The following is a 13,998-nucleotide window of genomic DNA, read 5'->3' on the forward strand; positions in this document are numbered from 1 at the left end:
ATTGATGCCAGATTTTAACAAAATATGATCATCACAGAATTTAACCCTTTAAACACACAAAATTGTATTTTAAATGAAGCTCGTATTGATCTTTGGCAATTTTCATTAGCAAATGAGTTAAAAAATACATATCAATTATTAAACTCAGAAGAGCAAGCTCGTGCTGATCGATTTTATTTTAGCAGACACAAACGACGTTTCTCTACAGCTCGAACAATGGTGAGAATCATTTTAGCGAGGTACCTAAATATTTATCCCGAACACATTGAGTTTACTTATAATACACATGGGAAACCAGAGGTTATCAATTCAGCCAGGCTGCAATTTAATCTCAGTCATAGTGAAGACTTGGCTCTTTTAGCCGTAGGAAAAGGCTTCCCTATGGGCGTAGACATAGAAAAATATTCTGCTCGGCCTTATAAAGGTATAGCAAAAAGTTTATTTTCAGAACAAGAATACGAGGAATTTATTAAAGTACCTCAAGCGTTGAAACCTGCTGTTTTTTTTCATGTTTGGTCCCAAAAAGAGGCTTTTATTAAAGCATGTGGATTAGGTCTTTCATATCCAACAAAGGAGTTTAGCGTCCCTACTTCAATGCCCACGAAGCAATTAGTAGATGACCCATTGCATCATATAACCTGGCAATTGCGCTCTTTTATGCCTGAAATAGCATGCAGCGGTGCCTTGTGTCATCACCCTACAGTACGAGAAATCAGACATGGACTTATTCAATTACCACAAAATGATTTCTTGATTTTTTAGGTATAAAATCTTATGCATTTTACTTCGTCACAACTTGCGTTATTACAGTTACTTGGGGATGGTTTCTGTCATAGTGGTTCAGAGCTAGGTGCTGCTTTGGGTATTACACGCTCCGCCATATGGAAACAAATTAACCATTTAATCGAATCAGGAATCCCTATAAAACGTCTTCCCAATCAGGGCTATCAACTGCTGAATCAACTAATTCTTTTAAACAAAGAAAAAATTAACGCGTATTTTTTATTGGAAAAATTAGTAACTCCATTTAATTTGCATCTATTCACATCTATTGATTCGACAAACCGTTATTTGAAAGAGTTACCTATCTCAAATAGTATTGATATTTGTTGTGCCGAAATTCAAACTCATGGTAGAGGTCGATTTGGTAGGCAATGGCATTCTCCTTTTGGAGAAAATATTTACTGCTCCAGCCGTTGGAATCTAAACTACGATCTCACGAAACTTTCTGGATTAAGCCTAGTAACAAGTTTGGCAGTTTTAGCCACTTTAGATGAACTTAAATTATCAACTAATATCAAAATCAAATGGCCGAATGATATTTTATGGAATGATAAAAAATTATGTGGTAGCTTGATTGAAATCATTACAGAATCTAATAGTACTATTCAAGTCATCATTGGTATTGGCTTGAATGTTAATACAGATACAAAAAAAAATCCTCTTCCTGATAGTCCCTGGTGTTCTTTATATGAAATCACTCAGCAGCATTTTGATCGTAATTTCTTAATCGCAAAGCTGATCGCTAATTTAGAACGACATTTAATTCAATTTTTTCATAATGATTTGAGTAGTTTTATGCATGCATGGGACAAAGCAGATTATTTATTTGGGAAAACCATCAAAGTAACACAGTCATTAAATACATTCACCGGGGTCGCTTGTGGAATTAATCAACTAGGTCAATTGATACTGAAAGAGGAATCCGGTCAAAAACGTTGCCTTTCATCTGGGGATACATCACTGCATAAGCAACATACTCCGTAGAGATCGCATCATAAATCTCACTTGAGTGAGTTTATTAACTTCGATGAGTCTACTTTTTCAAAATGAATCTTACTCTTGAAACAGTCATTAAAAGATTTTATAGAAATAATAACTTTAGAGTATAAGCAGGTTCAGAGATCAATGTAAAACAATCAAATTAAGGTTTGTCCCAAGTCTAATTATGAACCCGGGACCGGATGAGCTGCGAGGAAATCAATTTATACTGTTTCTTCAGATTCATCTGATTGCTTTTCTTGTTGTATACGCAAATAAATTTCTTCACGGTGAACGGATACATCTTTTGGTGCATTAATACCTAAGCGAACTTGATTACCTTTTACGCCGAGCACGGTAATATTTACATCATCCCCGATAATTAAGGTTTCACCTATACGCCGAGTCAAAATTAACATAGAAAATCTCCCTAACAAAGCAGCTACCTATCCCTCCACAGAACTTCCATGGTATTCTTGATAGCTACGAAACTACTAAGAAACAAAGCAATACTTGTCGTACGAATTTAATTTTACACTGTGATTCTTAACAGAGTATTAAGAAATCTTTTAAAATCTTATTTTTTTGTCCTAATTCGTAATTTACTCAAAGTGCACTCATGAAGGAACAGCAGAATACATAGGTAATTTTTTTTCGATTAATAGATAAATAAGCAGCATCAAGCCAAATTGTAGAGCTATTAAACTAAAATGAGCAATGTGCATTTGTATGCATAAAGCCAGAATTAGAAAAGAAATATTCATGAACAATTGGCCTAATAAAATTGTTGAAACTTTGACTCCTGATTGTCTTAATCTTTGATAAGCATGCTTTCGATGAGGAAGGGACCAATTTTCTTTTTGAAATACTCTGCGTATTAAAGTAACACTTGCATCAAAAAGAAACAATCCATTGAGTATAAACCAATATAAAATAGCTATATTGAACTTTTGTTGTGCAATTAATGCAATGCAAAATGTAATCAGTCCCAAAGTAGCACTTCCAACATCCCCCATAAACAAACGCGCAGGGGGGAAATTGAAAAATAAGAAACCTATAAGACTAAAGATAAGAATAAAACAGAAATCTTGATAAAATGAAGCATCATTCATCCCAAAAAAAATAGCATATGCGCTTAATAAAAAAATGGCTTGTGCTGCGCAAAAGCCATCAATTCCATCCATAAAATTAAAATGATTAATAGCCCAAATCACTGCAAAAAATATAAAGGGAATAATGAAAAACGAATAATGAATAAGAATCCCCAAGTCTAATTGCGCAGGCCTCATAAAAATAGCCACTAATAAAGCAATTCCACTTTGAGTACAAAATCTTATTTTTACTGATAAATGATAAAGATCATCCAAAAAGCTTACTGCGGCAAGAACAAAGGTACAAAGCAGAAAAATATATTGCTCTTCAAAGAAAGTATGCGTTATGTAACTGAGAACAGGCAATGAAATTAGCGCCAAGCTAATAAAAATGAGGCCTCCTCCTCTAACTGTAGGTACAGAATGCATGGAACGGTTATTTGGTTGGTCCATAAGAAGTGTATCTTGGGCAACAATACAATATAACTTAGTCAATGCTATTGAAAATACTAAAAAAAAGAAACTAAGAGTTAAATTCACTTTGATACCATGCAACAGTTTTTTTTAATCCTTCGGCAGAACTAACAGGAGGGGTCCAACCCAATTGTGATTTTATCTTATTACTGTTTATTTCTAAAGATGAAAATAAACGTGTATTAAGATTTCGCATCCCTAAAAATTGAAAAATGTATCGCATAACCGGAACAGGAAAAGGAATTAACCAAACTCGAGTGTTCATCTCTTTCGCAATAAGGCGCATCAAGGTTGGTACAGACAACGAATCTTCATCTGCTACTAAGTAGGTTTGATTTGCAGCTCCAGGATGAGTTACTAAAATACTCAAAGCAGAAACCAAGTTCTCTATATAGATAAAATGACGCTTATTTTGCACACTCGCAAAAGGTAATGGGATTCTTTTTCTAACAAGCTGCAACATTTTCAAGAAATTAGCTTTAACCCCTGGACCATAAATTAAAGGTGGTCTGACAATAACTACTTCCAGGGGGAAATTTTGACTAATTTCATGCAGAAATTGTTCCGCATACAACTTACTTTGTCCATAAGGATCCTCCGGTGCTGCCTTGGTTTCTTCAGAAAATGATGCGCCATCTACCGTTAACTCTCCATTGACTTTAATAGAGCTTAAGAATATAAAACGTTTGACTTGGTGTTTAGCCGCTTGCTCAGCAAGATTTTTGGTAGCAATAGAATTAATTTTGTAATACTCATCAAGTACTGATTTTGTCTTTTCCTTCATGATGTGCACTCTTGCTGCCAAATGAATGACAACGTCAATTCCTACAAGCGCTTCACTCCAGTCAGTTTCGAATTCTAATCGCTTCATGACAACTTGCTCTGTCTCAAGCCACTCTACTTTTTTAGATACAACACATCGCACTTCATGGCCTAGCTGGATAAGTGCAGGAATTAATTCTTTTCCTACAAAGCCAGTTGCCCCAGTAATTAATATTTTTGACATGACTCAACCTAAAAGCTAATTTAGTGCTATGATAACAAAGATTTACAACAAATTAAGATAAATTTCCTCAATCATCTGTCGCCAATTTCCCTAATTTAGAGATATACTAACCAAACCCTTTTTTAAAAATTGGAATTTTGCATGTCCTTAAAGGCCATGTATAACGACATCGCTGATAATTATCTAATAGCCAATCGCTTCGGAGCGATTAGCCAGAGCCATCAAACAGCAATAGAACAAATGAAGAACTTTTGTTTGGGGATAAAACCTCATTATAAAGTCCTTGATTTAGGTGTTGGTGATGGTACATTCCTCAAAAAGCTTCAGCTAATTATGCCACAAGCAGAGTTTACTGGAATCGATGTTTCTTCGGAAATGTTAAAACGTGCTCGCGATGCATTATCTTTGATCACAATTGAAGGCAGCGCGGCACAAGCAAATAAATTTCTCCCCCCCACAGCCAAGACTTGATTCTAGCGCACTTTATTAATGCTTATATTCCAATCAACGTATTGTTTAATGAAGCAAAATTATTAACCCGAGCGAATGGACATTTTTCAATGATCACAACTACTTATGATTCATTCCCCGTTGCGCAACAATGTTTAGCAGAGTTCATTAGTACAGGCTCTATTTTAAGTAGTGTTGTTGGACACTATTACAAATCTATTGTAAAAATACGACTGTTGCAGCAAATAATGATGAATTAATGCTTGCATTTAAACAGAATCAATTCGAAGTGATTGCTCATCAGCGTTTGGAAATCCCCATCACTCTAAACACAATCGATGAGTTAGCACATTTTGGTATTGAAGGAACATGGTTTCTCAATACATTATCAATTCGTATGCTGCCAAAAACATTCTTAATTCAACGACTCAAACGATTATTTAGTAAAATTTTTACTTTTCCCTATCATGATACTCATATTATTGATGTGGTTCTTGCCAGAAAATGATAATCTGATGATTATCTTTCATAAGATGAGGTTCGAGCAATGATTTCTCAAGGGGTGAAAAATTACTTGCCTGAATTGGCCCTACGACAAAAACAAGCCCATAACATCATATTTATTACCTTTTGGAGCCAATTTTCTGTCTATGCTCTTAATACCATATTAGTCCTATTTTTAACACGCCCTGTGTGGTCCCAAGGTTTGGGTTACAATCAAGCCAAAGCTTATGCTTTCATTGGTGTAGCGCACGCAATGGGTTATTTGATGCCGATGTTGGGTGGTTATATGGCGGATACTGTGGTTGGAATTAGGCGGTCTATTCTCCTTGGTAGTATCATGTTAGCTAGCGCCTATCTGCTTATTATGCTCAGTGGATATACTGTGAGCTCTCTTGGCGATACCTTTTTTATTGCTGCATATGCCTTTGTGCCTGCTACTAATTCACTTTTAATGGGAACCTCTTCTAGTATGGTTTCTCATATTTATTCAGATAATGCGATTAAAGCAAAATCAGCGATGACCTATTATTACATTGCGATTAATGTGGGCGCATTATTAGCTACTTTAATCGCCCCACTACTTCTGGAAAGTCGTTATGGACCTCTATCAATCCTTACTATAGCGTTTATAGGTAAATCGATTGCCGCACTAAATTTTGCCAAACGTTACCCTATTTATGAAAATGTTATCTGGGGTAAAGATTTATCTAAATTCTCAAGAAAAAGCATGTTACATTTAACAGCTTATATAGTCGCCATCTATTTGCTGACCTTGTATGCCTACTCTCATGTCTATATAGCAAGTATTATTATTGGATTTGGTTGTGTTATTGGGATTACCTGGTTTTTAAAAAAAACATTATCCCTCCAAGGGCTTGTACGCCATAAGCAATTAATTGCCCTCCTGCTGATTGTCGAAGCGGTAGTATTTTTTGTCATTTATAACCAAATGAATAGCACTCTAATTCTATTTGCTGAAAATAACTCCGATCATAATATGTTTGGTTTAACTGTTTCTCCTGCTCATTATCAAATACTTAATCCTTTGCTTATTTTGGCAATTGGTAGCCAGCTTCCACGCTTTTATAAGCTATTTCCTCGCTTCACGATTTCGTACCAATTTGCCTCAGGAACTTTGCTTTCCGGTATTGCTCTTTTAGTAATGGCTTTTGCTGCTTATGGGTCACAAACTGGAATCATCAATGGCAATTACATTGCACTCACTTATATTCTTATCTCCATCGCAGAGCTATGGGTCAGTGCTATTGGACTCAGCATGGTAGGTTTATACTGTGATCAAAACTCCATCGCTTTTGCAATGGGAGTTTGGTATCTTGCAAGTTCTTTGGCTCATGCGATATCAGGTAGAATTGCTGCTTGGGTTGCGATACCAAATACCATTCACTCCCCTTTAGAAAGCTTACCCTACTATAAAAACTATTATTTAGTTTTGGGTATCAGCGCGATGGGATTAGGAGTAATGATGTATTTTTGTGCCTATTTCTTACAAAAGAAAATGAGAAATAAAGGCATTATTTTAAGTTAATCTCCATTAATTATCCAAACCTAAATTATCTTGTTTAAATATTCTATCAGCACGATAACTTGAGCGAACCAGAGGGCCAGAAGCGACCTCGAAAAAGCCTTTCGTTAAGCCAATTTGTCTTAATTCAGCAAAAGTTTCCGGAGTAACATAACGAGCGATTGGTAAATGATTTTTGTGGGTTGTAAATATTGTCCTAGAGTAAGAATGTCGACATGATGCTTACGTAAATCATCCATGGTTTGTACAATTTCCTCATCACTTTCACCTAGGCCGAGCATCAAACTCGTTTTAGTTAATACATCAGGTCGATAACGTTTCGCAAATGCAAGTACACTCAATGTTTGCATATAACCTGCTCTATTATCGCGCACAGGATGAGTTAGCCGTTCTACTGTTTCTACATTTTGTGCAAAGACATCGACACCACTATCCAATAATAAAGCAATATCTTGTTCTACTCCCTGAAAATCTGGGGTCAAGGCTTCCACCTTGGTTTTGGGAGATCGTTGTTTTATAGCGCGTATCGTTTGCGCATAATGATTCGCACCACCATCAGACAAGTCATCTCGATTTACTGAAGTTAAAACAACATAGTCAAGATTCATTAAAGCAACGGTATTTGCCGTATTTTCAGGTTCATGCGGATCTAACCAGCCATGAGGATTTCCGGTATCTACAGAGCAAAAGCGACATGCACGAGTACATATTGCCCCCATTAACATAATTGTTGCGGTTCCATGCGACCAGCACTCAGCAATATTGGGGCACTTTGCCTCCTCACAAACAGTAGCCAAACGGTGTTTTTGAACCTGTTCTTTTACTTGGTTATAAGCTGGAGTAATTTGATTCACTACCCGCAACCATTTAGGCTTAGGTAATCGCTCATAAGATTGCCCAGTTGATTTCACACCATCCTTTATTGCTGTTACGCCATGAGAGGTTTTATATTTTTGTCCACTTTCAACTACAACGGGAATATTAATGGGCTTACTCATGTTTTCACCTAAAGATAAGAGTGCTATTTAACACAATTTCACTTAGCTATACCGTATGCATTAATTTGCATGCGAATATCACTTTTCTAAGATTTTAAACTGTGGCAAATACGTACAAAACAAAGAATGTTGATAATCCCAAATCATCAAAATAAGATCAAGTCAAATTTATAAAGAAGCTACAAACAGCTAAAATAAACAAAATCAATAAAGAGAAGGTTAAATGAGACAACAGGAAAGGATATATAACGAGACATAATGCTATAACAATCAAAAATAATAACCCCATAGTAGCTAATCTGGCCTTTAACACGGCAAAACGTTTTAGCTTCAATAAGGCCAAATAAATAAATAAAATCACTATTAATGGAAGTATGTACGTCCCTTGATAAATCAACTGATATAAATTGATTTGCCAATTAGAAAAATGTTGATTATTTATCCATTGCTCAAAAATGGTAGACCAATTCATCACGCAAGTTTGTTGATAAATCGTAGTAATTAATCCTGAAAAAACCGCCAATGAACAATATAAAACATCATTTGATTGTTTTTTGTAATGTTGAATCACAAAATAAATCGTCCCTAATCCTAATAATGTGGCGGGAATCCGCAACCAAGGGAGTAATGCAAAATAATCACTGGTGTATACTTGTTGAAAATAATGAACAAGCGCTACCGAAGCAATAAAGAATAAACTAGCAATAATTTTATTCTTTCGCTCCTCAGAGATTAAAAGAAAAGCCAGAAATCCTGCAAAGCAAAAATAGGAGCAAGGATTAAAAGAATCCATTAACGCAATTGTAAGCGTGTAACGTAATGCTGAAGGCTTTTCTATCATCCCACTATTAAACCGATTAGCATTGGCCCAATGCCTCAATGTATTCACTGTAGTTTTTGTTAAACTGCCTTTACTTTCAATTTGGTGTTTGCAATATTGAATCGCTGCAAGTAAATCTTTTCCTGTAGTTGAAGCGGAGTCAAAACCTACCCAACGTGAATCACAAAAATAGATTGAAGGAACCGCAAAATCATCTATTTGTTGCGCGTTTAATAATTGGCTATAGCGAATTAGTGCATCTTTATCCTGATTAATAAAGTTACGCTGAATATGAAGATAGGGAGAGTTTTGTCCTAATTCGCTGAAAAACGCATCTGCTTTTTTACAATGAGAACAAGTAGATGAGAGAAACATTTCAACATTTATAATAACCTTGTTATCAGCATTTTTAGAATACCACGAAGATGATAAATCAGCTGCCGAAACATGAGCACAAATCATTAAGAAAGTGAACAACAATCTAAATAATGTTTTCATAAAGGTTGTATGCACTAAAATGAAATTAATATAACACTATTAAATCAACTCTGTTAATAGGTATGAATATAATTTTCGAGTTGCTCTATAACTCTTGCTTTATCTTCTAGCAAATGATAGAGCAAGTCACCAATTGACAAAATAGCAATAAATTCATTATTTTCATCGCGAATTAACACATGTCTTCTTTTTGTTGCAGTTATAACTTGCATCGCTTTTTCTATATGATCGTTAGGACTTAGAATCGTCACTTCTTTATAGACTACGTCCGCTACTTTTGCTGTTTCCAAATTAACACATTTATGCAAACAAGATCGTACTATATCTCTCTCTCCAACGATGCCAATGAGTTGATTGTCATTATCTACCACAACCAAGGCTCCTATATCCATTTCTGACATGAGATTAATACATTTTTTTACTGAGTCTTCCGGATGAATACAAATAATCTTGCGTCTTGGCGTAGGTAAAGCATTGTGAATTAGGTCAGCCATTTTATTCTCCATTTGAACACACTTAACCTTTTTTAAATATAGTACAAATGGAGAGCATGAAACCTTATGGGCGAATAATAATATTATTTTCTACAGCACGAACACCAGGAACCTGACGAGCAATCTGCTCTGCTACATCACTTTGGCGAATTTTTTTAACATAACCGGATAAAACAACAACATCTTGTCGGGTTTGGACATGTACGCGTGCAATTGCAGGATCATCACTACGCATTAAAGCCTCTTGTACTGTTTGAGCCAAATTGGCGCTTGGAGTAACTAATGGTGCCAAAGGACTAAAGAAGGTATCAGTAGCTCGATTTGACTGACAACCAGCTAGTATAAATAGAAAAAAAACTACAAGTACATTTAGTAAATATTTTTGCATTATCTCTCCAACTTTCTTTATGAATTCAAGCAATAAAAGAACTACTTTTCTCTAGCCAAGTATTCTAAACGAATAGTATGTACTTTAACTGATTAATATACAAATAAAAATCATATCACTGCTATACTATTTTTAAAAATAGTATGGTAAGACGAAAAGCCATGAAAAAAACAGCCCAACCAAATTCATCAAAAAATAAGTCAAAATCCAAAATAGACAAGCAGCACCAAAAATCACTGATGCATTCGCATAAAGAAGACCATCAAAAAAATGATATTTTTGATTATATAAATAAATATTACCAAGCGAATTTAGGTAAGTTTACTGCAAGTATTAGCCCGGCATCCACTGCTACCTCATATTTTTCATGGGGAGCAGAACTAGCACAAGCTCCAGGTACATTTTTAAAACTTAGCCTCTATCCATTATTGCATGTTTCAGATTTAATCCATAATCTTTCTAATTATGATACCCCAGGAAATGGTACAGATGTTCGATTTCATACAGAAAACTGGAGTCTCTACCCTTGGAGATTATGGGCTGAACTTTTCTTGCAAATTGAAGATTGGAGTTTAAAATCATCCAGTGAAATTCCTGGATTAAACGCTTCTAATAAACGAATTGTTTCATTTAGAACCAAACAGTTTCTCGATGCATTATCACCCTCAAATTTTATTTTGACAAATCCTGACCTGTTTAAAGAAACACTGAATTCAAAGGGGAAAAATTTAATTCGCGGGACACAGTTAGCCTTCCAAGACATGATTGAAAAATTAACCGTAACCGCCCCTGAAGGAATTGAAAACTTTACCCCTGGAAAACAAGTTGCAATCACTAAAGGTAAAGTGATCTATAAAAATCATTTAATCGAGCTGATTCAATACCAAGCACAGACAAAAAAAGTCTATAAAGAACCTTTATTGATACTACCTGCATGGATCATGAAATATTACATTCTTGATCTTCTTCCAGAAAATTCTTTAGTAAATTGGTTAACGCAACAAGGGCATACTGTGTTTATCATTTCCTGGTTAAATCCAACATCCGACGATAGAGAACTTGGAATTGACGAATACTACAAACTTGGAGCAATGGCTGCGATCAATAAAATTTCCACCCTATTTCCTAAAACAAAAATTCATTTAATGGGATATTGCCTGGGTGGGACTCTAGCGATGATCACAGCAGCTGCAATGGCAAGAGATAATGATGAACGCCTTAAAAGTCTTTCCCTCCTTGCAGCTCAAGGGGATTTTGTAGATGCAGGAGAACTATTGCTTTTTATTAATAATAGCCAAGTCTCATTTCTAGAAAATGTAATGTGGGAAAAAGGATATTTAGATACAAAACAAATGGCGGGTAGCTTTCAAATGCTTCGCTCTTACGATCTTATTTGGTCTAAGATGGTACAAGATTACATGCATGGTACACAAAGAGGAATGATTCCATTGCTCGCTTGGAATGCTGATGCGACCCGTATGCCCTATAAAATGCATAGCGAATATCTTGAAAAACTCTTCCTTAATAATGACTTTGCCGAAGGACGATTTACTGTTGAAGGAAAAAATATAGCTGCAGAAAATATTAAACTCCCTACTTTTGCAGTCAGCACCGAAAAAGATCATGTAAGTCCTTGGGAGTCGGTGTATAAAATCCATTTGATGATTAAAGGTGATATCACTTTTGTGCTAACTAATGGAGGCCACAATGCAGGGATTATTAGTGAACCAGGACACAAAGGCCGTAGTTATTTTATCCGAGAGCAGAAAAAAGAAGAGCCCTACATGTCTGCTAAAAATTGGCTGCACGTAGCAGAAAATAAAACAGGCTCATGGTGGTTAGCATGGCATAATTGGTTAGTAAAACAATCTCACCTGGCTCAAATAAAACCTCCTAAACTTGATAAGCAACTACCAGACGCTCCAGGAACGTACGTGTTACAAAAATAGGACTCTTTGCATGACGATTTCCAGTTGTATCTGCTAGAATGGAGATTGTTGAGTGTTACAATTTCGGCATGTTGAGTTACTCAATAATGCCTATATGAGAAGATAGAACATGGACAAGGATTATTACAAAATAATGGGTGTTAACGAAGATGCGTCAGATAAGGACATCAAAATGGCGTATCGAAGACTTGCCCGTAAATATCATCCAGATATAAGCAAAGAGCCTGATGCTGAAGAGCGTTTTAAAGAAATGGGGGAGGCATACGAAGTACTAAAAGACCCTACAAAAAGGGCAGAATACGATAAATTCCGAAAAAATAAAGACTTTAATCAGCACGCACAATACACTCATTGGCGACCTGAAGAAACAGATCAGTATTACAGTACTCATATAAACGAGGATTTATTCGAATCATTATTTGGTCATTCTCGCTATCGCCAACAACCCAGGGCAGGGCAAGACTATCACGGAAAAATTAATATTAGTCTAGAAGAGGCATTTACGGGGACAGTAAAAAACATACAGCTTCCCACAGCACACGATTCTCAGAGGAATATGCAATCGCTTAAAGTTAAAATTCCTGCTGGCGTAAAATCAGGGCAACAAATCCGATTAGCAGGACAAGGTGCGCCAGGGGTAGATGGAGGACCTAATGGCGACCTCTATCTTTCTGTGTATGTTGAAAAACACTCTCTTTTTGATGTGATAGATAGCGACATCTACCTCACACTTCCAATTACTCCTTGGGAAGCTGCTTTAGGAACAACAGTAGTCGTTCCCACATTAGGAGGAAAAATTGACTTAAAAATTCCATCTGGCTCTCAAGGAGGACAAAAGTTAAGACTTAAAAATCGTGGTTTACCTGGTGCAACACCTGGGCATCAATACATACTTTTGAAAATCATTACTCCGCCCGCAACAAACGAAGCTGCAACGGAACTTTACAAAAAAATGGCCGAAGTGATGCCTTTTAATCCACGAGAGAAGATGGGGGTATGAGCATGAAACAAAGTAATACTATAGTCGGTGTACTTATTGAAGAAACAACTACCATTTCATTTAATGAAGTCTGTCTAAAGTATCAAATTCCTAAAGAATTATTACTAGAAATGGTTGAATATGGTATATTTTCGAGTCAAACCTCAGTATCAGAGAAACTTCAATTGAATCAAAAAGACTTACGAAAAATCGAATCTGCATTTCGTCTCCATAGTGACTTAGGAGTTAATCTACCTGGAGTAGCTCTTGTGCTAGAATTATTAGAAAAAATAGATGAATTAACTGGCGAACTCAATGTGTTACGCAAACACATTTGATTTTTTTATTTTCTATTACGGCAAGCCTGTATTTATAAAACCCAAAGAAATTATATTTGTTTAGTGGGATGCTTGCCTCTTATGAAAGGATGGATTTGAGCACCGGTTACGTGATAAGAATACTAAAAAATCGGAGCATACATGAATACGAGGGGCTTATTTAGCTTAATATTTGTTTAAAATGAGCTATAAAAATCCTTCTGGGATATTGGATGTGGGCACCACGATAAATCTCTAAGAATAATAGTTCATTTAGGTAAATCTAGAACACGGTATAAAAATCTATTTCTTGCAAAAAAAAGAGACATAGCGAATAAGCACAAGGATAGTTTTTTTCAAAAGGAACTTAATAAATTCTTTCAAGCTGATATTGCTCCACATTGCAATATAGTAATACAATGAGTAAAGGATACTACTAATTAAGCGAAACTTATGCGTCCACTGTTTATTATTTTGATTGTTTCGTTGGTTATTTTGCAGCATAAATTATGGCTGGGCGATGGTAATTTGATTCAATGGCGTGAACTTCAAAAAAAACTTGCTGCTCATGAACAAGAAAACAATAAGTTAGCAACACGTAATCGCTCCTTAGAAGCAGACATAAAAGAACTTAAAAATGGTGATCAAGCTTTAGAAGAACAAGCACGATTTGAGCTAGGGATGATCAAAGAGAATGAAGTCTATTATCATTTTATTGATTGAGCA

At 35.7% G+C, this 13,998-nt stretch carries 13 protein-coding genes and 2 pseudogenes; 8 read left to right on the forward strand and 7 right to left on the reverse strand.

Features of this window, described 5'->3' with window-relative positions:
* The first annotated feature begins 24 nt into the window (after positions 1-24).
* Both EL220_RS10590 and EL220_RS10595 read left to right on the forward strand, forming a co-directional pair.
* Entirely contained in the window at positions 25-762 is a 738-nt protein-coding gene (locus tag EL220_RS10590) for a 4'-phosphopantetheinyl transferase family protein (protein WP_027271213.1), read from the forward strand.
* A gap of 12 nt (positions 763-774) precedes the next feature.
* A complete protein-coding gene (locus EL220_RS10595) occupies positions 775-1,767 on the forward strand; it encodes a biotin--[acetyl-CoA-carboxylase] ligase (RefSeq protein ID WP_027271212.1) in 993 nt (330 codons plus the stop codon).
* A gap of 218 nt (positions 1,768-1,985) precedes the next feature.
* Here the strand turns inward: EL220_RS10595 and csrA are convergent, their stop codons facing one another.
* The 3 genes from csrA to EL220_RS10610 form a co-directional block, all read right to left on the reverse strand.
* Positions 1,986-2,180, reverse strand: coding sequence for a carbon storage regulator CsrA (gene csrA / locus EL220_RS10600; RefSeq protein ID WP_003636647.1), 195 nt, complete (start codon positions 2,178-2,180; stop codon positions 1,986-1,988).
* A 198-nt stretch (positions 2,181-2,378) separates the two neighbouring features.
* Positions 2,379-3,392 carry an MraY family glycosyltransferase gene (locus tag EL220_RS10605; RefSeq protein WP_027271211.1) on the reverse strand — a complete coding sequence of 338 codons (1,014 nt, stop codon included), beginning with the start codon at positions 3,390-3,392 and terminating at the stop codon, positions 2,379-2,381.
* The gene (locus EL220_RS10610) at positions 3,376-4,332 is read right to left on the reverse strand and encodes an NAD-dependent epimerase/dehydratase family protein (protein ID WP_027271210.1); all 957 of its coding nucleotides are present in this window, start codon (positions 4,330-4,332) and stop codon (positions 3,376-3,378) included. Before EL220_RS10610 ends, EL220_RS10605 begins: the two co-directional genes overlap by 17 nt.
* Positions 4,333-4,473: 141 nt before the next feature.
* Between EL220_RS10610 and EL220_RS19660 the strand changes: the two are divergent.
* Positions 4,474-5,290 (forward strand): annotated as a pseudogene (locus EL220_RS19660) (methyltransferase domain-containing protein).
* Positions 5,291-5,329: 39 nt separating this feature from the next.
* The gene (locus tag EL220_RS10620) at positions 5,330-6,832 is read left to right on the forward strand and encodes a peptide MFS transporter (protein ID WP_027271208.1); all 1,503 of its coding nucleotides are present in this window, start codon (positions 5,330-5,332) and stop codon (positions 6,830-6,832) included.
* A gap of 6 nt (positions 6,833-6,838) precedes the next feature.
* Here EL220_RS10620 and lipA read toward each other — a convergent pair.
* From lipA to EL220_RS10640, 4 genes and pseudogenes are all read right to left on the reverse strand, one after another.
* Positions 6,839-7,827, reverse strand: a pseudogene (gene lipA, locus EL220_RS10625) (lipoyl synthase).
* 157 nt (positions 7,828-7,984) lie between these two features.
* Positions 7,985-9,145 (reverse strand): thioredoxin domain-containing protein, encoded by a 1,161-nt coding sequence (locus tag EL220_RS10630; protein WP_027271206.1) that lies wholly within the window; start codon positions 9,143-9,145, stop codon positions 7,985-7,987.
* A 53-nt stretch (positions 9,146-9,198) separates the two neighbouring features.
* Positions 9,199-9,639: a CBS domain-containing protein gene (locus EL220_RS10635; protein WP_027271205.1), complete on the reverse strand. Its 441-nt coding sequence runs from the start codon at positions 9,637-9,639 to the stop codon at positions 9,199-9,201.
* A gap of 64 nt (positions 9,640-9,703) precedes the next feature.
* Positions 9,704-10,027 (reverse strand): BON domain-containing protein, encoded by a 324-nt coding sequence (locus tag EL220_RS10640; RefSeq protein WP_027271204.1) that lies wholly within the window; start codon positions 10,025-10,027, stop codon positions 9,704-9,706.
* A 161-nt stretch (positions 10,028-10,188) separates the two neighbouring features.
* On the opposite strand from EL220_RS10640, the gene EL220_RS10645 reads away from it, so the two are divergent.
* The 4 genes from EL220_RS10645 to ftsB all read left to right on the forward strand — a co-directional run bounded on the left by EL220_RS10645 (position 10,189) and on the right by ftsB (position 13,995).
* The gene (locus EL220_RS10645; RefSeq protein ID WP_027271203.1) at positions 10,189-11,976 is read left to right on the forward strand and encodes a PHA/PHB synthase family protein; all 1,788 of its coding nucleotides are present in this window, start codon (positions 10,189-10,191) and stop codon (positions 11,974-11,976) included.
* 109 nt (positions 11,977-12,085) lie between these two features.
* Positions 12,086-12,976 carry a DnaJ C-terminal domain-containing protein gene (locus EL220_RS10650; RefSeq protein ID WP_027271202.1) on the forward strand — a complete coding sequence of 297 codons (891 nt, stop codon included), beginning with the start codon at positions 12,086-12,088 and terminating at the stop codon, positions 12,974-12,976.
* 2 nt (positions 12,977-12,978) lie between these two features.
* On the forward strand, positions 12,979-13,293 hold the full coding sequence (locus EL220_RS10655) for a chaperone modulator CbpM (protein WP_027271201.1): 315 nt from the start codon (positions 12,979-12,981) through the stop codon (positions 13,291-13,293).
* Between the two features lie 432 nt (positions 13,294-13,725).
* A complete protein-coding gene (gene ftsB, locus EL220_RS10660) occupies positions 13,726-13,995 on the forward strand; it encodes a cell division protein FtsB (protein ID WP_027271200.1) in 270 nt (89 codons plus the stop codon).
* The last annotated feature ends 3 nt before the right edge of the window (positions 13,996-13,998 follow it).

The organism is Legionella sainthelensi (genome assembly GCF_900637685.1).
Classification (GTDB): Bacteria; Pseudomonadota; Gammaproteobacteria; order Legionellales; family Legionellaceae; genus Legionella; species Legionella sainthelensi.

Coding starts and splice junctions, on each gene's coding strand:
- EL220_RS10590 (WP_027271213.1), top strand. CDS start 25: ATGATCATCACAGAATTTAACCCTTTAAACACACAAAATTGTATTTTA.
- EL220_RS10595 (WP_027271212.1), top strand. CDS start 775: ATGCATTTTACTTCGTCACAACTTGCGTTATTACAGTTACTTGGGGAT.
- csrA (WP_003636647.1), bottom strand. CDS start 2,180: ATGTTAATTTTGACTCGGCGTATAGGTGAAACCTTAATTATCGGGGAT.
- EL220_RS10610 (WP_027271210.1), bottom strand. CDS start 4,332: ATGTCAAAAATATTAATTACTGGGGCAACTGGCTTTGTAGGAAAAGAA.
- EL220_RS10620 (WP_027271208.1), top strand. CDS start 5,330: ATGATTTCTCAAGGGGTGAAAAATTACTTGCCTGAATTGGCCCTACGA.
- EL220_RS10630 (WP_027271206.1), bottom strand. CDS start 9,145: ATGAAAACATTATTTAGATTGTTGTTCACTTTCTTAATGATTTGTGCT.
- EL220_RS10635 (WP_027271205.1), bottom strand. CDS start 9,639: ATGGCTGACCTAATTCACAATGCTTTACCTACGCCAAGACGCAAGATT.
- EL220_RS10640 (WP_027271204.1), bottom strand. CDS start 10,027: ATGCAAAAATATTTACTAAATGTACTTGTAGTTTTTTTTCTATTTATA.
- EL220_RS10645 (WP_027271203.1), top strand. CDS start 10,189: ATGAAAAAAACAGCCCAACCAAATTCATCAAAAAATAAGTCAAAATCC.
- EL220_RS10650 (WP_027271202.1), top strand. CDS start 12,086: ATGGACAAGGATTATTACAAAATAATGGGTGTTAACGAAGATGCGTCA.
- EL220_RS10655 (WP_027271201.1), top strand. CDS start 12,979: ATGAAACAAAGTAATACTATAGTCGGTGTACTTATTGAAGAAACAACT.
- ftsB (WP_027271200.1), top strand. CDS start 13,726: ATGCGTCCACTGTTTATTATTTTGATTGTTTCGTTGGTTATTTTGCAG.